This is a genomic window from Bailinhaonella thermotolerans (assembly GCF_003594875.1).
Lineage (GTDB): Bacteria > Actinomycetota > Actinomycetes > Streptosporangiales > Streptosporangiaceae > Bailinhaonella > Bailinhaonella thermotolerans.
Window position 1 is genome coordinate 257071 of sequence record NZ_QZEY01000001.1, and the last position, 18947, is coordinate 276017.

The 18947-nt window shown below is 74.9% G+C and carries 21 protein-coding genes and 1 pseudogene; 11 read left to right on the forward strand and 11 right to left on the reverse strand.

Annotation, left to right across the window (positions count from 1 at the left end):
- Positions 1-47: 47 nt before the first annotated feature.
- From chrA to D5H75_RS01205, 4 genes are read right to left on the reverse strand one after another with little or no spacing between them, the layout of a single operon-like run.
- The gene (gene chrA / locus D5H75_RS01190; protein ID WP_119924431.1) at positions 48-1412 is read right to left on the reverse strand and encodes a chromate efflux transporter; all 1365 of its coding nucleotides are present in this window, start codon (positions 1410-1412) and stop codon (positions 48-50) included.
- 56 nt (positions 1413-1468) lie between these two features.
- Positions 1469-1900, reverse strand: coding sequence for a chromate resistance protein ChrB domain-containing protein (locus D5H75_RS01195; RefSeq protein ID WP_119924432.1), 432 nt, complete (start codon positions 1898-1900; stop codon positions 1469-1471).
- Complete coding sequence (locus D5H75_RS01200) at positions 1897-2496, reverse strand: Chromate resistance protein ChrB (protein ID WP_202637714.1); 600 nt, start codon at positions 2494-2496, stop codon at positions 1897-1899. The genes D5H75_RS01195 and D5H75_RS01200 overlap by 4 nt, the downstream gene beginning before the upstream one ends.
- Positions 2493-2861 carry a hypothetical protein gene (locus D5H75_RS01205; protein ID WP_119924433.1) on the reverse strand — a complete coding sequence of 123 codons (369 nt, stop codon included), beginning with the start codon at positions 2859-2861 and terminating at the stop codon, positions 2493-2495. The genes D5H75_RS01200 and D5H75_RS01205 overlap by 4 nt, the downstream gene beginning before the upstream one ends.
- Positions 2862-3043: 182 nt before the next feature.
- Here D5H75_RS01205 and D5H75_RS01210 point away from each other — a divergent pair, with 182 nt between their 5' ends.
- The 3 genes from D5H75_RS01210 (at position 3044) to D5H75_RS01220 (ending at position 4865) form a co-directional block, all read left to right on the forward strand.
- On the forward strand, positions 3044-3769 hold the full coding sequence (locus D5H75_RS01210) for a helix-turn-helix transcriptional regulator (protein WP_202637715.1): 726 nt from the start codon (positions 3044-3046) through the stop codon (positions 3767-3769).
- A gap of 175 nt (positions 3770-3944) precedes the next feature.
- Positions 3945-4280: an ArsR/SmtB family transcription factor gene (locus D5H75_RS01215; protein ID WP_119924435.1), complete on the forward strand. Its 336-nt coding sequence runs from the start codon at positions 3945-3947 to the stop codon at positions 4278-4280.
- A 39-nt stretch (positions 4281-4319) separates the two neighbouring features.
- Positions 4320-4865: a GNAT family N-acetyltransferase gene (locus D5H75_RS01220; RefSeq protein ID WP_206781944.1), complete on the forward strand. Its 546-nt coding sequence runs from the start codon at positions 4320-4322 to the stop codon at positions 4863-4865.
- Positions 4866-4922: 57 nt separating this feature from the next.
- Here the strand turns inward: D5H75_RS01220 and D5H75_RS42655 are convergent.
- Positions 4923-5102 (reverse strand): annotated as a pseudogene (locus D5H75_RS42655) (ArsR/SmtB family transcription factor); the annotation flags it as partial.
- 220 nt (positions 5103-5322) lie between these two features.
- Between D5H75_RS42655 and D5H75_RS01230 the strand changes: the two are divergent.
- From D5H75_RS01230 to D5H75_RS01250, 5 genes are all read left to right on the forward strand, one after another.
- Positions 5323-6102: a hypothetical protein gene (locus D5H75_RS01230; RefSeq protein WP_119924436.1), complete on the forward strand. Its 780-nt coding sequence runs from the start codon at positions 5323-5325 to the stop codon at positions 6100-6102.
- Positions 6099-6464, forward strand: coding sequence for a GntR family transcriptional regulator (locus D5H75_RS01235; RefSeq protein ID WP_119924437.1), 366 nt, complete (start codon positions 6099-6101; stop codon positions 6462-6464). The genes D5H75_RS01230 and D5H75_RS01235 overlap by 4 nt, the downstream gene beginning before the upstream one ends.
- Positions 6465-6545: 81 nt before the next feature.
- Positions 6546-6977, forward strand: coding sequence for a hypothetical protein (locus D5H75_RS01240; protein ID WP_119924438.1), 432 nt, complete (start codon positions 6546-6548; stop codon positions 6975-6977).
- A complete protein-coding gene (locus tag D5H75_RS01245; protein ID WP_119924439.1) occupies positions 6974-7606 on the forward strand; it encodes a TetR/AcrR family transcriptional regulator in 633 nt (210 codons plus the stop codon). Before D5H75_RS01240 ends, D5H75_RS01245 begins: the two co-directional genes overlap by 4 nt.
- A 196-nt stretch (positions 7607-7802) precedes the next feature.
- Positions 7803-8393, forward strand: a complete 591-nt coding sequence (locus D5H75_RS01250) for a sugar O-acetyltransferase (protein ID WP_119924440.1) — start codon at positions 7803-7805, stop codon at positions 8391-8393.
- A gap of 59 nt (positions 8394-8452) precedes the next feature.
- Here D5H75_RS01250 and D5H75_RS01255 read toward each other — a convergent pair whose 3' ends face one another.
- Positions 8453-9055, reverse strand: coding sequence for a TetR/AcrR family transcriptional regulator (locus D5H75_RS01255; protein WP_119924441.1), 603 nt, complete (start codon positions 9053-9055; stop codon positions 8453-8455).
- A 91-nt stretch (positions 9056-9146) separates the two neighbouring features.
- On the opposite strand from D5H75_RS01255, the gene D5H75_RS01260 reads away from it, so the two are divergent.
- Complete coding sequence (locus tag D5H75_RS01260; protein ID WP_277949908.1) at positions 9147-10523, forward strand: MFS transporter; 1377 nt, start codon at positions 9147-9149, stop codon at positions 10521-10523.
- 12 nt (positions 10524-10535) lie between these two features.
- On the opposite strand, the gene D5H75_RS01265 is transcribed toward D5H75_RS01260, so the two are convergent.
- Positions 10536-11135: a TetR/AcrR family transcriptional regulator gene (locus D5H75_RS01265; RefSeq protein WP_119924442.1), complete on the reverse strand. Its 600-nt coding sequence runs from the start codon at positions 11133-11135 to the stop codon at positions 10536-10538.
- An 89-nt stretch (positions 11136-11224) separates the two neighbouring features.
- Here D5H75_RS01265 and D5H75_RS01270 point away from each other — a divergent pair, with 89 nt between their 5' ends.
- Positions 11225-12397 carry a cytochrome P450 gene (locus tag D5H75_RS01270; RefSeq protein WP_119924443.1) on the forward strand — a complete coding sequence of 391 codons (1173 nt, stop codon included), beginning with the start codon at positions 11225-11227 and terminating at the stop codon, positions 12395-12397.
- 222 nt (positions 12398-12619) lie between these two features.
- Here D5H75_RS01270 and D5H75_RS01275 read toward each other — a convergent pair whose 3' ends face one another.
- From D5H75_RS01275 to dnaE, 4 genes are all read right to left on the reverse strand, one after another.
- A complete protein-coding gene (locus D5H75_RS01275; protein WP_119924444.1) occupies positions 12620-13327 on the reverse strand; it encodes a cation efflux transmembrane domain-containing protein in 708 nt (235 codons plus the stop codon).
- On the reverse strand, positions 13324-13749 hold the full coding sequence (locus D5H75_RS01280) for an ArsR/SmtB family transcription factor (protein WP_119924445.1): 426 nt from the start codon (positions 13747-13749) through the stop codon (positions 13324-13326). Before D5H75_RS01280 ends, D5H75_RS01275 begins: the two co-directional genes overlap by 4 nt.
- 145 nt (positions 13750-13894) lie before the next feature.
- The gene (locus D5H75_RS01285) at positions 13895-14215 is read right to left on the reverse strand and encodes a DUF6300 family protein (protein WP_119924446.1); all 321 of its coding nucleotides are present in this window, start codon (positions 14213-14215) and stop codon (positions 13895-13897) included.
- Positions 14212-17754: a DNA polymerase III subunit alpha gene (gene dnaE, locus D5H75_RS01290; RefSeq protein WP_119924447.1), complete on the reverse strand. Its 3543-nt coding sequence runs from the start codon at positions 17752-17754 to the stop codon at positions 14212-14214. The genes D5H75_RS01285 and dnaE overlap by 4 nt, the downstream gene beginning before the upstream one ends.
- 109 nt (positions 17755-17863) lie before the next feature.
- Here dnaE and D5H75_RS01295 point away from each other — a divergent pair, with 109 nt between their 5' ends.
- Positions 17864-18808: a LysR family transcriptional regulator gene (locus tag D5H75_RS01295; RefSeq protein ID WP_202637716.1), complete on the forward strand. Its 945-nt coding sequence runs from the start codon at positions 17864-17866 to the stop codon at positions 18806-18808.
- Positions 18809-18947 lie beyond the last annotated feature (139 nt).

The following is an 18947-nucleotide window of genomic DNA, read 5'->3' on the forward strand; positions in this document are numbered from 1 at the left end:
TCATCCGGTCCCTGTGGCGGCGTGGCTCGCGCCCGCCGGAGGAGCGGCTAGCCGGGGATGAGGGCGGTGGCCAGGCCGAGGGCGGCGCACAGGGCGAGGGTCCGCAGGATGGGCCAGCCGAGGCGGAACGTCAGCAGCAGCGCCACGCCGGTGATGGCCAGCGCGGCCGGGCTCAGGCTCGACGGGTCCGGGACGACCGTGGTGAACGGCCCCCAGGAGCGTTCGGCCGTCCGGGCGAACAGGGTGTGCAGGGTGAAGTAGAGGGCGAGGTTCGCGATGACTCCGACGACGGCGGCGGTGATGCCGGTCAGGGCGGCGGAGATGGCGGGGTTGCCGCGCAGCCGCTCGACGTGGGGGGCGCCGAGGAAGATGAACAGGAAGCAGGGCACGAAGGTCACCCACGTGGTCAGCAGCGCCCCGAGCACGGCGGCGGCCCAGGGGGCCAGCGTGCCGGGGTCGCGGTAGGCGCCGAGGAACGCGACGAACTGCACGACCATGATGAGCGGGCCCGGGGTCGTCTCGGCCAGGGCCAGGCCCCGGACCATCTCCCCCGGCGTCAGCCAGCCGTACGTCTCGACGGCGCGCTGGGCGACGAACGCCAGCACCGCGTAGGCCCCGCCGAAGGTGACCAGGGCGGTGCCGGAGAAGAACAGCCCCTGCGCGGTCAGGGTGCTGCCGGTTCCGGTGGCGAGCACGACCGCGACGAGCGGCACCGCCCACGCCAGCAGCCCGGCGGCGAGCACCTTCAGCGTGTGGCGGGCGCCGGGCGGCGCGTGGTGGAGGGCGTCGTCGGGGATCACCGGGGCCGGGCCGCCGTCGCCGTTCCCCTCCCGGCCGCCCAGCGCGCCGGGACGGTGGCGGTGCAGCAGCCACCCGGCCGGCGCCGCCACCGCGATGACGACGGGGAACGGCACCGCGAACAGGGCGAGCGCGGCGAACGCCGCCACCGCCAGGGCGATGAGGGCCGGGCGGGTCAGCGAGCGGCGGGCGACGCGGATGACCGCCTGGGCCACGATCGCCAGCACGGCGGGGGCCAGCCCGGCGAACAGCCCGGTCACGGCGGCGGTGTCGCCGAAGGCGACGTAGACGGCCGACAGCGCGAGCAGTGCGGCCATCCCCGGCAGCACGAACAGCACGCCGGCGACCAGTCCCCCGCGGGTGCCGTTCAGCAGCCAGCCGATGTAGATCGCGAGCTGCTGGGCCTCGGGGCCGGGCAGCAGCATGCAGTAGTTGAGCGCGTGGTTGAAGCGCCGCTGGCCGATCCAGCGCCGTTCCTCCACCAGGGTGCGCTGCATGACGGCGATCTGCCCGGCGGGGCCGCCGAAGGTCTGCAGCGAGATGAGGAACCAGGCACGTACGGCCTGGCCGAACGGCACCAGGTCGCGGGCCTGCTCGTGGGCGGGGGCGGTCATGGGGGGCTCCGGGGGCCGAGGGGGTGCCCGGTCGGCGTGATCGGGCGTGGGCGAGGTCAGGCGGGGGGACGGCCGAGCGTGAAGGCGCGGCGGAAGTACTCGTGCAGCCCGTCGAAGAGCGGGCCGGCCAGCTCCAGCACGCGATCGTCGTCGCAGGTCATGGACAGGCCGCGCAGGATCACGTCGAGCCCGCGCGCCTCGGGCGCGTCGTAGCGCTCGTCGTCCACGTCCGCCTCGTGGACGATCTCGGCGATCTTCCACAGCACCGGGTCGGTCAGCTCGTACCGGCGCAGGATCGTCTCGAAGCTGCAGTCCGGGCCGTGGTGCGACAGCTCCGCGCCGCGCATGTCGAACGGCGTCGCGTCCGCGGGGACGTCGCCGGGATCGTCGACGAAGACGAACTCGGCCGCGGGGTCGATGTGCCGCCGGATCAGCCAGGCGCAGGCCGCCCGGTCGATGTGCACGTTCCTGCGGGTGGCCCACCTCATCGCGTCTCCTCCCCGGCCGCGGACGCCGCCGTGGCCCGTTCGCCGTCCGTCCCCCGCCCGCCGCGCCCGGCCGTGTGGTCGCCTCCGGCCGGGTCTCCGTCCCCTGTCGTGTGTCCGCCCCAGGTGGTGCCGCCGGTCCCGGCGCCCGCCGTACGGCTGAGCGCCCGCACCGCGCGGCGGGCGGCCTCCCGCTCCTCCGGCGGGAAGAAGTCGCGGCGGTCGATGCGGCGCAGCTCGGCCTGGAGCCGTTTGGCCGTGCGCCTGCGCTCCCCCTCGCCTCCCCCGGCGGCGGCCTCGGCCTGGGCGATGACGGCGCGGTACTCCTCGGCGCGGGCCTGCCGCATGGCCTGCGCGACCGCCTGTTCCTGCGCCGCGCCGCCCGCGGTCGCCACCCAGATCGTGGCGGTCCCCCCGGCTTCGCCGATCTCCTCGGCGATCCAGTCGAACTGCTCCCGCGTCCGCGCGTCGGCGGGCAGCGCCACCAGGCCGTCGCCCAGCCGCGCCACGCCGAGCCGTTCCAGCTTGCGCCACACCGCGATCCGGGGGCTGGAGGGCGTGCGCGGGATCCGGTAGGCCAGCAGCACCCACTCGATCACGCGCTCAGCTCCCGGGCCAGCCGCCGGGCACGTTCGCGCAGCTCGGCGTTCATCGCCTCGCCGAACTCCCGGGCGTCCAGCCGCCATTCCACGGCCCCGGGGACCGCGCCCGGCGGGCAGTCGATCGCCACCGTGAGCGCCGCCTCGCCCACCGCCGACAGCGGCCGCGGCAGGTCCACGTCCAGCAGGTCCGCCACCTCGCTCCCGGCGAGCAATCGCGGGGCGTGGGCGCTGACCCGCTCCTGCGGCTCCAGCCCGGCGGTCGTGGCCGTCCACCCCCCGGGCGCCGCGCCGGCGAACCACGCCGCCGCGATCCGGCTCTTGCCCGCCCCATGCGGGCAGACGAACAGGACGAGTCCGGCCACCGCTCCACCTCCCTGCGATCACAGCCACTGTAACCGTGGTTGCATCGATTGGGAAGGGCGTGCCGAGCCGGCTCCCGGCCCGCGAGGCGGCAGGGCGGTCGCGCGGGTCGGCGATCTCCATGACGTCCGCGCGGGGGCGGATGCGGCCGGATCCCGTCCGCGATTGTGGCGACACTGGACTCATGACCGATTTCGCCCCCGCCGGCGGCGACCCCGCCGGGCGGACCCTGCGGCTGCTGGAGTTGCTGGCCGCCCGGCCGAGCTGGCCGGCCGCAGAGCTCGCCGCGCGCCTGGAGGTCAGCACGCGCACCGTGCGCCGCGACGTGGCCCGCCTGCAGAGCCTCGGTTACGCCGTCGAGAGCCGGCCCGGGCCCGGCGGGCACTACGCGCTGCGCCCGGGGCACCGGATGCCGCCGCTGGTCTTCCAGGACGACGAGGTCGTGGCCCTGGTGGCGGCGCTGCGCATGGCCGAGGGGATCCTCGCAGGCGACGCCGCGCACCGGGCGCTGGCCAAGCTGTCGCAGGTGCTCCCCCGGCGGCTGCGGGCCGTACTGGACACCGCCGCGGCGGGCAGCGAGAACGCCTGGGGCGACCGTGAGAGCGTGGATCCCTCGACGCTGGCGGTGCTGCTCCGCGCGGCCGAGCGGGACCTCGTGCTGCGGTTCGGCTACCGCGACCGGCACGGGACGTTCAGCAGGCGCCGGGTGGAGGCGGTGCGCTGCGTGTACGCCCGCGGACGCTGGTACGTGCTCGCGCACGACCTCGACGCGGGCGACTGGCGGGTGTTCCGCCTCGACCGCGTGCGGGAGCCGGAGGCGGGGGAACCGGGGTCCGGCGACCGCGGCCGGCCGGCGGAGGACCTGGCGGCCTGGCTCGCCACCGACTTCGGCCGCCGGCCCGGAGGCTGAGCGGACCCGAGGCCGAGCGGACCCGAGGCGGAGCGGGTCCCGAGGCCGAGCAGGCCCCGGCCGAGCGTGTCCCGGCCGAGCGTGTCCCGGCCGAGCGTGTCCCGGCCGAGCGTGTCCCGGCGGGCCGCGGGCCCCTCTGGCGTACCCAGCCTTCATCGACTATCGTCGATTCTCGATGAACGTGAGCATGGAGCTGCTGGACCGGGCGGCGGCCGAGGAGTACGCGAGCTGGTTCAAGGCGCTGGCGGACGCGACGCGGATCCAGATCGTGTCGTTGCTGGCGCGGAGGCGGGAGCCGATGAGCGTCGGGGAGATCGTGGCGGCCTCCGGGGTGGGACAGTCCACGGTCTCGCACCACCTGCGGATCCTGGCGGAGGTGCGGTTCGTGCTGGTGGAACGGCGGGGCACGTCGAGCCTGTACCGGATCAACGAGAACTGCGTGAGCTGCTTCCCCACCGCCGCCGACGTGGTGATGGGCAAGCCGGTGCCGGTGGCGCCGGCGTGTGAGTGAGAGGTCGGCGAGGCGGTGAGGGGCGGCGAGGGACCCGGGATGACGGGCGGCGGCGCGGGCGCGCCGGCCGGGACGCCCATCGCGCCCGGCGTGCTGATGCGGCCCATGCGGGACGGCGACGCGGACCAGGTGCTGGCGATCTATCGGGCCGGGCTGGAGACCGGGCAGGCCGCCTTCGAGACGGTGCCGCCGAGCTGGGAAGGGTTCCGCGCGGCCAGGCTGCCGCGGCTGAGCTTCGTCGCCGCCGACGCGGGCGGCGGGGAGGTGCTGGCGTGGGCGGCCGCCGCCCCCGTCTCCTCGCGCCCGGTCTGCGCGGGCGTGGTCGAGCACGGCGTCTACGTCCATCCGGGCTGCCAGGCCCTGGGCATCGGCCGGGCGCTGCTGGCCGGCTTCATCGCCGAGACCGAGGCCGCCGGGGTGTGGACCGTCCAGGCGTACGTCTTCCCAGAGAACACCGCCGGGCTGGCCCTGCACCGCTCCCTCGGGTTCCGCCAGGTCGGGGTGCGCGAACGGATCGGCCGCCATCACGGCCTCTGGCGCGACGTGATCCTCCTGGAGCGCCGGAGCCCCCTGGTCGGCCGCTGACCCCCTCCGCGGGCGGCGCGCGATGCGCCACGGAGGGCCGGCCGCCGCGCGCCCCCAGACCCCGGCGGGTTCGGTGAGCGGGATGAAGAGGCGGCCGATCTTGGCGACCCGCTCGGGGATGAGGCGGTAGTAGACCCAGGTGCCGCGGCGTTCGCCGTCGATGAGGCCGGCGGTGCGCAGGATCTTGAGGTCGTGGGAGATCGTGGGGGCGGTCAGGTCGAAGGCGCCGGTGAGGTCGCGACAGGTCTGGCGACGCCGAGACCGTGATGACCGGCGCGGACGCTCCCGCCGGGATCGACTGGTCCAATATTTGGGACGGATGTACTCATATCGTGGTCGTCCCGGCTGCCTCCCGATCATGAACGAAGTGGAGGCGGAGGGCCGGGCGGGATTGACTTTGTCGCAACCTATGACTCATCTTATTGAGACAAGGCTTACGACATTCGGAGGTGGCGGCATGCACCAGACGGATCACGCCGAGGCCGGACGGTGGCTCGCCCAGCACGGCCTGGCCGGCGCCGAGCCGACCCCGCTGCTCGCGGCGCGGCTGGCCGTACGGCGGCGCGCCAAGGCCGTCAACAGCTTCCTGCTGGCCGCGTTCCTGATCGGCGCCTCGCTCACGCACGCGCTGACGCTGCCCGGCGACGTCACGTCCTCCTGGCCGCCGCTGCTGGTGCTGGTGGGGCTGGTGGCCGGGCTGCTCGTCGGGCAGTGGCTGCTCGGCTGGTGGGTGCGGCGCGCCGACCGGGACGCCGGCGCGCGGCTGTCCCGCCGGGTGGCCCACCCGGTCGAGCTCGGCTGGCAGGCGGTGCTGGGCCGGCCGTACGCCCTCTTCGCGGCCGGCACCTTCGCCGGCGCCCTGCTGCTCGCGGTGAGCGTGCTGCCGATCCCGGACTCCGGCCTGCGGTCCGGGGCGGTCATCGTGCTGATCGGCCTCGCCGGCGCCGGCGCCGGCGTCATCATGCAGCTCCGCCAGGTGCTCGCCGGCCCGGCCGTGGCCGAGGACGAGGCGTCGCTGACGGCCGATGTCATCATGCGGGTCGAGGACGCCCGCGCCCTGGTCACACCCGGGGTGGTGTGGTCGCTGCCGGCCATCTTCCTGGTCGGCAGATCGCTCGGCTGGTGGAACGCGGTCGCGGTGGCGCTCGTGGTGGCGGGCGTCCTCGCGCTGTGGCTGATCCACAAACGGAGCGCCAGCGTGGCGGCGGCGGCACGGCGGGCCATGGCCGCCCGATGATCGTCATCGACGCGGCCTCGCCGACGCCGCCGTACGAGCAACTCCGGGCCCAGCTCGCCAGGCAGATCCAGGACCGCTCACTCGCGGTCGGCACGAGGCTGCCGCCGATCCGCCGTCTCGCGGCCGATCTCGGCCTCGCCGTGAACACCGTCGGCCGCGCCTACCGGGAGCTGGAGGAGGCCGGGCTGATCGAGACCCGCGGGCGGGCCGGCTCGTTCGTCTCGGCCGGCGGCGAGCAGGTGCGCGAGCAGGCCCACCGCGCCGCCCGCGACTACGCGGCCGTCATCGCCAGCCTCGGCATCGACCCCACCGAGGCGATCCAGATCGTCAAGGCCGCACTGGGCCACGCCCCCGGACCCTGACGCCCCGGGGCTTGCCACCAGTTTGCGTACGACGTAAGCTTACCTCGTACGCAAACTGGTGCGACCCCCCGAGGAGCCCCGATGACCACGATCGCCGTCGTCCTCCCGCTCGTGTGGCTGGCCTGGCTGGCCCTGATCGACTGGGTGCCGATGTTCCCGCTCAACGACCTGACGCCCGGCAACCTGCGGGCCCGCGTCCTGGCCGCCGTCATCAACTACCCGTTCCCGCTGCTCATCGCGGCCGGCGTCGCCCTGCACGAGACGTGGTCGCTCATCGCCGCGCTGGTGCTGTGCGCGATGACCTTCGCCGGGCACCTGGCGAGCTGGTGGGTGCCCTACTTCGGGCTGAGCTCCGCCGCCCAGCGCGAGGTCTACGCCCGCGACTACTCCCGGACCCTGAAGATCCTGCCCACGGCCGGGCGCGCGGTCGTCCCCGACGTCCAGCACATGGTGGTGGGGGTGCTGACCCTGGCCATGCTGGGGACCACGCTGGCCGTCACACTGAACGCATGAACACCACCCCGCCCCGCAACCGGGGAGGCCGCCCGGCGCAGGTGACCCGGGAGCAGATCGTCACCGCCGCGATCGACCTGCTCGACGCCCAGGGCCTGGACGCCCTGACCATGCGGGCGCTCGGAGCCCACCTCGGCGTGGCGGCCATGTCGCTCTACCGCCACGTCCCCGGACGCGACGCCGTTCTCTCCGCGATCGTCAACCGCCTGGTCGCCGACGCGCTCACCGGCCTCGACCCCGGCCCCACCTGGACCGAGGCGGTGACCGGCTTCGCCACGGCCTATCGCCGCATGCTGCTGGCCCACCCGCACGCCGTACCGCTGCTGGCCACCCACCCCGTCGACGTCGAGACCGCCCTGCCCCTGCTGCGGGGCGTGCTCGGCCGCTTCACCGCCGCGGGGATCGCGCAGGACGACGCGCTGATCACCATCCAGTCGGTCGGCGTGTACGTGCTCGGCCACGCGCTCGCCCAGGTCGGCACCCCGCCCGGCGCCGAAGAGGCCGGCCCGCCCGACCCCGCCGCCCGGCAGTACTACGACCACTGGTTCACCACCGGCCTGAACGCCCTGGTCACCGGCTTCCAGCACCAGTACGGCGACCCCGCGGCACCCGCGCGGCCCACCGCCTGACCGCACCTCGCCGCCTGACCGCACCTCGCCGCCGGATCCCCGCGCGGACCGGGCCGGGGCGCGCGCCACACCGTCGCCGGCCCGCGGCGCGCGCTCCCGGAGAGGTCGTCCTGACGGCCCTGTGGTATCCAGTTCTCCCCGGCGCCGCGGAACCGGGTGGCCACGGGACTGACGAACGAAGAGCGAGGACCACGCGGTGACGCTAGAAGCCCAGCGGGCGCGCATTCTCTCGGGCGCGATGTACAACGACCTCACCGAGGAGCTCGTCGAGGCACGGCGGCGGGCCGTACTGCTGACCACGGAGTACAACGACAGCTTCGGGCGGCCGCAGCCGGACCGGGAGGCGATCCTGCGCCGCCTGCTGGGCCGGGTCGGGCGGGACTGCCACTTCGAGCCGACGTTCCGCTGCGAGTTCGGTTACAACATCAGCGTCGGGGACCACTTCTACGCCAACTTCGACTGCGTCATGCTCGACGGCGGGGGCATCACCATCGGCCACCACGTGCTCTTCGGCCCCCGCGTCGGCGTCTACACCAGCAACCACGCCATCGACGCCGCCGAGCGCGCGGCCGGGGCCTGCTACGCCAGGCCGGTGACGATCGGCGACCGCGTCTGGATCGGCGGCGGCGTCACCATCAACCCAGGCGTGACGATCGGCGACGACACCATCATCGGTTCCGGCAGCGTGGTCACCCGCCCGATCCCCTCCGGCGTCATCGCCGCCGGCTCCCCCGCCCGGGTCCTGCGCCCGATCACCGCGGCGGACAAGACCGGATACCGCCCCTGACCTCCCGGTACGGCCCGCCGCGCGCTCCGCCGTTCCCCTCGGGACGGCGGCGGCGCGGTTCACCGGTAGAGGGCGGCGACGGCCTCCAGCACCTGCTCACGAGCCGTGGCGGCCGAGGCGACGCCGGTGAGCACGTAGGCGGCCAGCCCCTCGGCCAGGGCCACCAGGACGAGCGCCGCCTGGTACGGGTCGCGGGTGGCCGGGACGCGGCCGGCCCGCTGGTCTTCGCGGATGAGATCGGCCATCTGGCGGTGGAGGTCGGCGTACAACGCCCGCAGCCGGGCGGCGATGCCCTCCTCGGCGAAGCCGTACGACTGGAACGACTGGCGGACCCGGATGTGCGCCTCGGTGGCGGCGTCGTACGGGATGAGCTCGCCGAGCACCGTGGCGAGCACCAGGCGGGGCTCGGCGGCCGCGGGGTCTCCGCCGACCTTGGCCCGGATGCGGGCGGCGGACAGCTCGTTGCCGCGCTCGAAGGCGGCCTCCAGGAGTTGCCGCTTGGCGGGGAAGTAGTGCTGCACCCGGCCGGGCGAGACGCCGGCCCGGGCGGCCACCTCGGTCAGGGAGACGGCGGCCAGGCCGCGTTCGGCGACGACGGCGAGCACCGCGTCGGCGATCTCCGCGCGGCGCTGCTCGTGGTGGGCTCCCGGTCCCCGCCCCATCACTCCTCCGCTCTTCCCGATGCGATCACATCGGATTATATGCTGGGCGCGGTAATCCAATGTGTGCGCATCGCAATAGAAGGAGGGCGGCGTGCCGATCGTGCTGGCGCTGTTGTGCGCGGCGCAGTTCATGGTGGTGCTGGACGTGTCGGTGGTGAACGTCGCGCTCCCGTCCATCCAGCACGCGCTCGCGTTCGACGCGCGCCATCTCGCCTGGGTGGCCAACGCGTACACGCTGGCCTTCGGCGGGCTGCTGCTGCTCGGCGGGCGCCTGGCCGACCTGTACGGGCACCGGCGCGTCTTCACCGCCGGCCTGGCCCTGTTCACCGCCGCGAGCCTGGCCGGCGGCCTGGCGGGCACGCCCGCCTGGCTGCTCGCCGCCCGCGCCGCGCAGGGGGTGGGCGCGGCGATCCTGGCCCCGGCCACGCTGACGATCCTGACGTCCGCCTTCCCCGAGGGCCCGCGCCGCACCCGCGCGATCGCCGTCTGGACGGCGGTCGGCCTGGCCGGCGGCACCGCGGGCAACCTCGTCGGCGGGGCGCTGACGGAGTACCTGTCCTGGCGCGCGATCCTGCTGGCCAACGTCCCGATCGGGGTGGCCTGCCTGGCCGCGTCCCGCCGGCTCGCCCCCGGTCCCGCGCGTCGCGGCGGCCGGCGGCTGGACGTGCTCGGCGCGGCGCTGGCCACCGGCGGCCTGGCCGCGCTGGCCTGCGGCCTGTCCGGCGCCCCGGCCGCCGTTCCGGCCGGGCTCGCCCTGCTGGGGCTGTTCGCACTGGCCGAGGCGCGGGTGGCGCGGTCGCCGCTGATCCCGCCCGCGCTGGTACGGCCGCGGGCGATCTGGCTGGGCAACGCCGCGATGCTGCTGGCCGGGGCCTGCCTGAACCCGATGTGGTACTTCCTGACCCTGTCCCTGCAGAACGTCCTCGGGTACGGGCCGCTGGCGACGGGGCTGGCGTTCCTGCCGCACACGCTGCTGACGCTGGCCGTCGGCCTGCGCCTGACCCCATGGCTGATGCGCCGCGCCGACGACCGCGTCCTCGTCGCCGCCGGGGCCCTGATCGCCGCCGCCGGATTCGTGTGGCAGGCCCGGCTCGCGCCGGGCCAGGACTACCTGACGGGCGTCCTGGGCCCGGCCGTGCTGATCTCGCTCGGCGCGGGCCTGCTGAACACGCCGCTGACCGTCACGGTCACCTCCGGTGTCGCCCCGGAGGACGCGGGGGCGGCGTCGGGGCTGATGAACACCGCCAAGCAGATCGGCGGCGCGCTCGGCCTGGCCGCCCTGGCCACCCTGAGCACCGCGCCGGACGGAGGCCCCGCCCCGGCACGCGTCCCGGCGGCCGGCCACGGGCCGGCGTTCACCGCCATCGCGGCGGCGCTCGCCGCCGTCGCGCTCCTGGCCCTCGCGCTGCCGAGACGCCGCGACGCCCTCCCCGCCGGCAACGAGCCCGCGGCCCGGCCCGGCCGCTGACCGGCCGCCCGGTCAGGACCGAGCGGCGCGGATGACCCCGTCGATGGCCCGGCTGATGCGGTCGGCGGCGGTGGCGGGGTCGGGGGTTCCGGCGTCGAGCCAGGCGATGACGGCCTCGACGCTGACGGTGGGGATGAGTTCGGCGGCCCAGTCGAGCCAGGGGCCGGAGGGGATGAGCTTGGCGAGGTTGCGGCGGGCGGTGTCGCGGGAGGCGGCGGTGATGCTGTCGGTCAGCTCGCGGAACTCCGGTTCGCGGGCGGCGTGGTGGAACAGCAGGCGGAAGCCGTCGGGGTCGGCGGCGGCGGCTCGGAGCAGGGCGGGGATGGCGTTCTCGTCGAAGTCGTCGACGCCGACGGTCTCGATCAGGCGCAGGCAGGCGCGGTCGAGGACCGCGCGGTACATGTCCGCCTTGGACTCGAAGTGCCGGTACAGGATCACGCGGGTGATGCCGGCCTCGGCCGCGACGTCGTCCAGGCCGGTGGCGGCGTAGCCGGCGCGGGCGAAGGCGCGGGTGGCCGCGTCCAGGATCTGCTCGCGCCGCTCGGCCCGGCGCATCCGCCGTACCGGCGCGGCCCCGGGGTCGCCCGTCGCGCTCGCCCGCTCGCCCGCCATGGACGACCTCCTCTTGTCTATCGGAGAGTCTACAAGTAGCGTTGTTTACATCGGGATATACAAAGCTGCTTGTACCTCCGGAGGGTGACATGTCCTCGCCGCCCAGCCTGCCGTTCGACCGGCCCGATCCGCTCCGGCCCGATCCGCGCCTGCGCGAACTGCAGGCCACCGGCCCCGTGCACCGCGTCCGCACCGCCGTCGGCGACCCGGCCTGGCTGGTCACCGGCTACGAGCAGGTACGGCGGCTGCTCGACGACCCCCGCCTCGGCCGCTCCCACCCCGCCCCCGAGACCGCCGCCCGCACCGGCCGCTCGGCCCTGTTCGGCGGCCCCCAGGGCGCCTTCGACACCGAGCACGCCGACCACACCCGGATGCGCGCGCTGCTGCGCCCCCACTTCTCCCCCAAGCGGATGCGGGCGCTGATCCCCCGCGTCGAAGCCCTGACCACGAGCCTGCTGGACGAGCTGGAGGAGCACGGCCCGCCCGCCGACCTGCACGCCGCGCTCGCCGTACCGCTGCCGATCGCGGTGATCTGCGAGCTGCTCGGCGTGCCGTACGCCGACCGGGAGAAGTTCCGCGTCTGGACCCACGCGGCCGCCGACGTCACCGACAACGCCCGCTCCCTGCGGGGACTCGGTGAGCTGTTCGCGTACGGCCAGGGCCTGGTGGCCCGCAAACGCGCCGAAGGCGGGGACGACATCATCGCCCGCCTGGCCGCCACCGACGGCGTCAGCGACGACGAAGCCGCCGCCATGGGCATGTTCCTGCTGTTCGCCGGCCACGAGACCACCGTCAACGCCATCGGCCAGGGCACCCTGCGGCTCCTCGCCGAGCCCGGCCGGTGGCGGTCCCTCGCCGCCGACCCCGACCGGATCGGCCCGGCGATCGAGGAGATGCTGCGCGGCACCGGCGGCGACGGCACGGGCATCCCCCGCTACGCCCGTGCCGACCTCGACATCGACGGCACCCACGTCCACGCCGGCGACCTGGTCCTGCTCGACCTCGGCGCCGCCAACCACGACCCGGCCGCCTTCCCCGACCCCGGCCGTTTCGACCCCGCCCGCCCCGCCACCCACCTCTCCTTCGGCCACGGAGCCCGCTACTGCATCGGCGCACCCCTGGCCCGCATCGAGCTGACCGCCGTCTTCTCCCAGCTCATCCCGCGCTTCCCGGCCATGCGCCTGGCCGTGCCCGGGGAAGAGCTGACCTTCGACCGCGCCACCCTCACCCGCTCCCTGACCGCGCTCCCCGTCACCTGGTGACCGCCCGCGGCGGCGACGCCCCTGCGACGCGCACGCCCGTCCGGCGTGGGCGCGGTCTGGGCGGGGTCGATGAGGGCCGGCAGGCCATCGGGTCCGCCGCTGCGATCCGCCCGCCGTGGCGGAGCCTGCCGGGGCGATGGCCGTCCGGCCGAGCCGCCGGGCCGGCCGGGCGGGATCCGTCAGGGACGCCTCCGGGGGGCATGGGCACCTCGGACGGGTACGTCACGACGGGGTTCGTGGGGTGCAGCAGGCGCCGGCGCAGCCGCCAGCCCCGGAGGCCGGGCCGCCGGGGGCCGGGGTGGTGACGGGTACGGCGCAGCAGGCGTCCCCGCGCCAGGCCCCGCGGCCCTCCTTGACCGCGACGGCGGCGATGACCAGGGCGGCGACCGGGTCGGCCCAGGACCAGCCGAACAGGCCGTTGAGCGCCAGGCCCACGAGGAGCACCCCGGACAGGTAGGTGCACAGCAGGGTCTGCTTGGAGTCGGCGACCGCGGAGGCGGAACCGAGTTCGCGGCCGGCGCGGCGCTGCGCGTACGACAGGAACGGCATGACGACCAGCGAGAGGGCGGCCAGGATCAGGCCGGGGGTGGAGGGGTCCGCCTCGCCGGCGCCGAGCAGGGCGCGCACGGCGTCGAGGGTGACGTAGGCGGCCAGCGCGAAGAACGAGAGGGCGATGACCCGCAGCGCGACGCGTTCGCGGCGCTCGTGGTCGGCGGCGGAGAACTGCCAGGCCACGGCGGCGGCGGAGGCGACCTCCACGACGGAGTCCAGGCCGAAGCCGATCAGGGCGGCCGAGGAGGCCACGGCGCCGGCGGTGAGGGCCACCGCCGCCTCGATCACGTTGTAGGCGATGGTGGCCGCGACCAGCAGCCGGACGCGGCGCCGCAGCACGGCGCGCCGGGCCGGGGCGGGCGGGCTGAGCGTGGTCATGACACCGCCTCCCCCACCGGCGGGTCGAGGTGCGCCAGGACGGCCGGCGCCCCGGCGGCCGCGCGGGAGGCGTGGACGGGCCAGAGCTCCACGGCGTGGCCGGTGGCGGCCAGCAGGTGCTCGGCCGCGCCGAGCAGGTCCATCAACTCCGGGCGGGTCAGGGAGTAGAAGGACTGGCGGCCTTCGGCGCGGTAGCCGACCAGGCCGCAGCCGCGCAGGCAGGCCAGGTGCTTGGAGACCGTGGACTGGGCCAGCCCGAGTTCCCCGACCAGGTCGACCACCCGTGCCTCGCCGCGCGCGAGCCGGGCCACGATGCGCAGCCGGTTCTCATCGGCCAGGGAGTGGAACAGGGCCGCCGCCGGGGAGATCCCGGCCGCGATCTCGGCGCTGACACAGCGCCCCGCGTCACCATCAATCGCCATATGGCGATGATAACCCGAAATAGCGATTCCAGGGCGGGATGGACCTCGGCGGCCTCCGGGGGACGCCCGCGGCCCGCCGCACGCCCCCCGGAGGCCGCATGACCGGGGCTTGCCGCGCACGCCGGGGTCGCGCGCACGCGCCGGGTCACAGGTCGCCGCGGCGCCACGCCTCCGCCTCGGCGGCCACGGCGCCGGGGTCGGGGCGCGGCGGTGACGCCCCGGCGGCCCAACGCCGCAGGGCCCGGGCCAGGGACGTCAGGTCCCCGGCTCCGGCGGTGCCGTGCCTGGCGAAGTAGGCGACGATCGGGCCGGTGAGGGGGTCGGCGGCGCCGCAGCGCGCGCAGAGCACGATCTCCGAGGTCCCCCGGACCGGGTGGCCCGAGGCGTTCCTCCAGGTGTACGGCAGGCGCAGGGTGGCGAGGACCTCCCCGGTACCGCAGCGCGGGCACGCCGCCGGGGCGTTCACGCCGTGCCGATCGCGTCGGCGCCGAGCAGGGCCTTGACGTCGCCGTAGAAGGCCGGCTCGGGGTCGACGTGGAAGGGCTCCAGGTGCAGCAGCAGGGCTCCGGCGCCGGGGCGGCGCAGCCGTACGTGCACGGGGGCGCGGCCGGGGTGGGCGGTCAGGATGTCGCGGAACTCCCGGACCAGGCGCGGGGTGACGCGGGTCTCCTCGACCGAGATCACGACGGGGGGCACGGTGCCGGCGGCGTCCACGTCCAGGACGGCGATCTCCTCGGCGTGGACGCCCGGTGTCTCGTCGCGGACGCTGATGCGCCCGCGCACCGCGATGACGCGGTCCTCCGCGAGGGCCGCGCCGTACAGGGCGTAGACCTTGGGGAAGACCAGGCACTCCACGGCGGCGTCGAGGTCCTCCAGGGTGACGATCGCCCACGGGGACCCCTGCTTGGTGACCTTGCGCTGAAGGCCGGAGACGATGCCGCTCAGCCGTACCGCGCCGTCCTGGCGGCCGGAGGCGAGCAGGTCGGCGATCGTGGTGTCGCGGTGCGCGGCGAGCACCCGCTCGGCGCCGTCGAGCGGGTGGGCGGAGACGTACAGGCCGAGCATCTCGCGCTCGTGGGCGAGCAGGACGGGCCGGTCCCACTCCTCCTCCGGTATCTCGATGGCCAGGTCCGCGGCCCGGGCCGGCTCGCCGAACAGGGAGTCCTGGCCGTGGGCCTGGTTCCGTTTGAGGCCGATGACCGCGTCGACGGCGCGCTCGTGCACCGCGACGAGGGCGGCGCGGGCGTGCCCCAGGCCGTCGAACGCGCCCGCCTTGGCCAGCGACTCGATGACCCGTTTGTTGCAGACGACGGCCGGGACCTTGGCGAGGAAGTCGGCGAAGCCGGTGTACGGCCCCTTGGCCTCGCGGGCCGCGATGATCGCCTCCACCACGCCGGCCCCGACGTTGCGCACCGCGCCCAGCCCGAAGCGGATGTCGGATCCGACGGCGGCGAAGTCCAGGCGGCTGGCGTTGACGTCGGGCGGCAGCACCCGGATTCCGAGCCGCCGGCAGTCCGACAGGTAGACGGCCATCTTGTCCTTGTCGTCACCGACCGAGGTGAGCAGCGCGGCGAGGTACTCACACGGGTGGTTGGCCTTGAGGTAGGCGGTCCAGTAGGAGACCAGGCCGTAGCCGGCGGTGTGCGACTTGTTGAAGCCGTAGCCGCTGAACGGGACGAGCACGTCCCAGACCGCCTTGATCGCCTCGGCGGAGAAGCCCTGGCCGCGCATGCCCGCCGAGAAGCGGTCCCACTCGGCGTCCAGGACCTCCTTCTTCTTCTTGCCCATGGCGCGGCGCAGCATGTCGGCGGCGCCGAGGGAGTAGCCGGCGAGCCGCTGGGCGATGGCCATCACCTGCTCCTGGAAGACGACCAGGTGGTAGGTGTCGCCGAGGATGGGTTCCAGGGCGTCGGCCAGTTCGGGGTGGATGGGCTCGACGGGCTGCCGGCCGGTCTTGCGCAGGGCGTAGTTGGTGTGCGCGTTCATCTCCATCGGGCCGGGCCGGTAGAGCGCGGACACGGCGGCGATGTCGGTGAAGTTCGTGGGCCGCATCATCCGCAGCAGGGCGCGCATCCCGCCGCCGTCGAGCTGGAAGACCCCGAGCGTGTCGCCGCGCGCGAGCAGCTCGTATGTCGGGGCGTCGTCGAGCGGGACCTTCAGGATGTCGATCTCGACGCCCTTGTTGGCGCGGACGTTGGCGATCGCGTCGCCGATGACGGTGAGGTTGCGCAGGCCCAGGAAGTCCATCTTGAGCAGGCCCATGTCCTCGGCCTGGGTGAAGGGGAACCCGGTGACGACCGGCCCGTCGGCCTTCGGCCTGACCAGGGGGATGACGTCGATCAGGGGCTCGCGGGACAGGATCACGCCGGCCGCGTGCACGTCGGTCCCGCGGGTCAGGCCCTCCACCCCCGCGGCGGTGTCGATCACCCGTTTGACATCGGGTTCCTGGGTGTACATCGCGCGGAGCTCGGCGGCCTCGCCGTACCTCGGGTGGGTCTCGTCGTGGATGGCGGCGAGCGGGATCTCCTTGCCCCCGGCCGCGGCGGGGAACGCCTTGGTGATGCGGTCGCCCAGGCTGTACGGCAGGCCGAGGACGCGGCAGGCGTCCTTGACGGCGGCCTTGGCCTTGATCGTGCCGAACGTGACGATCTGGCAGACGTGGTCCTCGCCGTAGGTCCGGGTGACGTAGTCGATCATCTCGTCGCGGCGGCGGTCGTCGAAGTCGAGGTCGATGTCGGGCATGCTGACGCGCTCGGGGTTGAGGAAGCGCTCGAAGATGAGGTCGTGCTCGATGGGGTCGAGCTCGGTGATGCCCATGCAGTAGGCCACCATCGAGCCGGTGGCCGAGCCGCGGCCGGGGCCCAGGCCGATGCCGTTCTCGCGGGCGTGCCGGCAGATGTCGGCGACCACGAGGAAGTAGCCGGGGAAGCCCATGGCGTCGATGACGTCCAGCTCGTAGTCGATGCGGTCGAGCACCCCGGGCGGCGGGTCTCCCCCGTAGCGGCGGCGCGCGCCCGCCAGGGTCTCGGCCCGCAGCCAGCTCGACTCGGTCTCCCCTTCGGGCACGGGGAAGCGCGGCGTCAGGTCGCGGTGGGCGAACACCTCGCCGTAGTCGCCGACGCGCTCGGCGAGCAGCAGCGTGTTGTCGCACGCGCCCGGGACCTCGGCGTCCCACAGCGCGCGCATCTGATCGGCGGGCTTGAGGTGGTAGCCGGTGCCGGAGAAGCGGAACCGGTCGGGGTCGGCGAGCCGCTTGCCGGTGCCGATGCACAGCAGCGCGTCGTGGGCGGCGGCCTGGTGCTCGTGGACGTAGTGGGAGTCGTTGGTGGCCAGCGGCGGCAGTCCGAGCTCCCGCCCGAGCCGCAGCAGGTCCCGGCGGACCCGGCGCTCGATGGGCAGGCCGTGGTCCATCAGCTCCAGGTAGTAGTTCCCCGCGCCGAAGATGTCGCGGTACCGCGCGGCGGCGGCGCGCGCCTGGTCGTACTGGCCGAGCCTGAGCCGGGTCTGCACCTCGCCGGACGGGCAGCCGGTGGTGGCGATGATCCCCTGTCCGCACTCGGCCAGCAGCTCGTCATCCATGCGCGGATATTTCTGGACGTGTCCCTCCAGCCAGGCGCGGGACTGGAGCCGGAACAGGTTGCGCAGGCCCTCCGCGCCGGCCGCCCACATGGTCATGTGGGTGTAGAGCCCGCGCCCGGACACGTCGCCGCCCAGGCCCGTGGCCTCGTCGGTACGGCGCAGCGCCGGGTCGTCGCTGAAGTACACCGGCTGGCGATGACGCCGCGAGGCCGGGGCCACGTAGGCCTCGATCCCGATGACCGGCTTGACCCCGGCCCGGCGCGCCGCCTGGTGGAACTCGTACGCCCCGTGCACGTTGCCGTGGTCGGTCATCGCCACCGCGGGCATCCCCTGCCGGGCCACCTCCTCCACGAGCGCGCCGACCTTGGCGGCCCCGTCGAGCATGCTGTACTCGGTGTGCACGTGCAGGTGCGCGAAAGACTCCACCTGTTCCACTCCTGGCGGTTGTAGGCTCGGCTGCGACCCGGAGTATTCGATCCGAGGAAGGAGCGGGTTGTCCAACAACCGACACGCGGAAATCTCACAACCAGAGGTTGTGAATGATGTCGATCTCGGGGCCGTGCGCGCCTTCGTCGCGGTGGCCGAGGAGGGGTACTTCGGCGAGGCCGCGGTCCGGCTGGGGATCAGCCAGCAGGCCGTCTCCAAGCGGATCGCGCGGCTGGAGGCCGACCTCGGGCTGCGGCTGCTGCTCCGCTCCCGCGCCGGGGCCGCCCTCACCGACGACGGCCGGGCGTTCCTGCCCCACGCGCGCGCCCTGACCGGGCTCGCCGACCAGGCGCTGGCGGCGCTGCGGGGGCGGCGCGGCGCGCTGCGGATCGACGTGCTGGACACCCGCCTGGCCCCCATCGACCTGGTCCGGGCGTTCCACGAGAGCGAGGAGGGCGCGGAGGTCGAGATCGTGACCTCCGACGGGCTGCGGTCCGCGCGCGCGGCGCTCGCCCGCGGATCCGTCGACGCGGCCCTGTGCCGGGTGGACGGCGAGCCGGAGGAGGACCTCGTCGCCGTCCCCGCCCTCCTGGAGCCGCTGCACCTGCTCGCCGGCCGCGGCCACCCGCTCGCCGGGCTGCCGCGCGTGGAGATGGCGCGCCTGGCCGGCGCGACCGTGTGGATGCCCGGCAACGCCCCGGGGAGCGAGTGGGCGGACTACTACCGCCTCCTCGCCGAGGCGTTCGCCGTCCGGATCGACGCCTCCGGGCCCGACTTCGGCTACGAGCACCTGGCCGCGGAGGTCGGCGCGGGCGGGCTGCTGAGCTTCGTCGGCGAGGGCACGCGGATACCCTGGCGGCCCGACATCGTGCAGATCCCGCTGGTCGAGCCCGTCCCCGTCTACCCGCACTCCCTGCTGCGCCACCGCCAGAACCCGCACCCGCTGCTGCCCCGCCTCCTGGCCTTCGTCACGCGCGCGCGCCCGTCCTTCGACCCGCGGCGCCAGTGGCTCCCCGCCCCCGACCGCGCCGCCTTCACCGCCGCCGCCCGCTAAGCCCCCCGGTACGGCGTACGCCCGGCCAAGGGCACGAGGGCCGGCCCGGCGTACGGCCTGCGGGCCGCACGAGGGCCGGCCCGGCGTACGCCCGACGGCGGCCGTGAGGGACCGGGGCGGCGAGCGCCGGGGTGTGAGA

What these genes read in the sequence shown, in the direction of transcription:
- D5H75_RS01235 (WP_119924437.1), top strand. Translation starts at nt 6,099, where the DNA reads ATGATCGTCATCGACGCGGCCTCGCCGACGCCGCCGTACGAGCAACTC.
- chrA (WP_119924431.1), bottom strand. Translation starts at nt 1,412, where the DNA reads ATGACCGCCCCCGCCCACGAGCAGGCCCGCGACCTGGTGCCGTTCGGC.
- D5H75_RS01240 (WP_119924438.1), top strand. Translation starts at nt 6,546, where the DNA reads ATGACCACGATCGCCGTCGTCCTCCCGCTCGTGTGGCTGGCCTGGCTG.
- D5H75_RS01255 (WP_119924441.1), bottom strand. Translation starts at nt 9,055, where the DNA reads ATGGGGCGGGGACCGGGAGCCCACCACGAGCAGCGCCGCGCGGAGATC.
- D5H75_RS01195 (WP_119924432.1), bottom strand. Translation starts at nt 1,900, where the DNA reads ATGAGGTGGGCCACCCGCAGGAACGTGCACATCGACCGGGCGGCCTGC.
- D5H75_RS01215 (WP_119924435.1), top strand. Translation starts at nt 3,945, where the DNA reads ATGAACGTGAGCATGGAGCTGCTGGACCGGGCGGCGGCCGAGGAGTAC.
- D5H75_RS01220 (WP_206781944.1), top strand. Translation starts at nt 4,320, where the DNA reads ATGACGGGCGGCGGCGCGGGCGCGCCGGCCGGGACGCCCATCGCGCCC.
- D5H75_RS01280 (WP_119924445.1), bottom strand. Translation starts at nt 13,749, where the DNA reads ATGGCGATTGATGGTGACGCGGGGCGCTGTGTCAGCGCCGAGATCGCG.
- D5H75_RS01265 (WP_119924442.1), bottom strand. Translation starts at nt 11,135, where the DNA reads ATGGCGGGCGAGCGGGCGAGCGCGACGGGCGACCCCGGGGCCGCGCCG.
- D5H75_RS01230 (WP_119924436.1), top strand. Translation starts at nt 5,323, where the DNA reads ATGCACCAGACGGATCACGCCGAGGCCGGACGGTGGCTCGCCCAGCAC.
- D5H75_RS01270 (WP_119924443.1), top strand. Translation starts at nt 11,225, where the DNA reads ATGTCCTCGCCGCCCAGCCTGCCGTTCGACCGGCCCGATCCGCTCCGG.
- D5H75_RS01275 (WP_119924444.1), bottom strand. Translation starts at nt 13,327, where the DNA reads ATGACCACGCTCAGCCCGCCCGCCCCGGCCCGGCGCGCCGTGCTGCGG.
- D5H75_RS01210 (WP_202637715.1), top strand. Translation starts at nt 3,044, where the DNA reads ATGACCGATTTCGCCCCCGCCGGCGGCGACCCCGCCGGGCGGACCCTG.
- D5H75_RS01245 (WP_119924439.1), top strand. Translation starts at nt 6,974, where the DNA reads ATGAACACCACCCCGCCCCGCAACCGGGGAGGCCGCCCGGCGCAGGTG.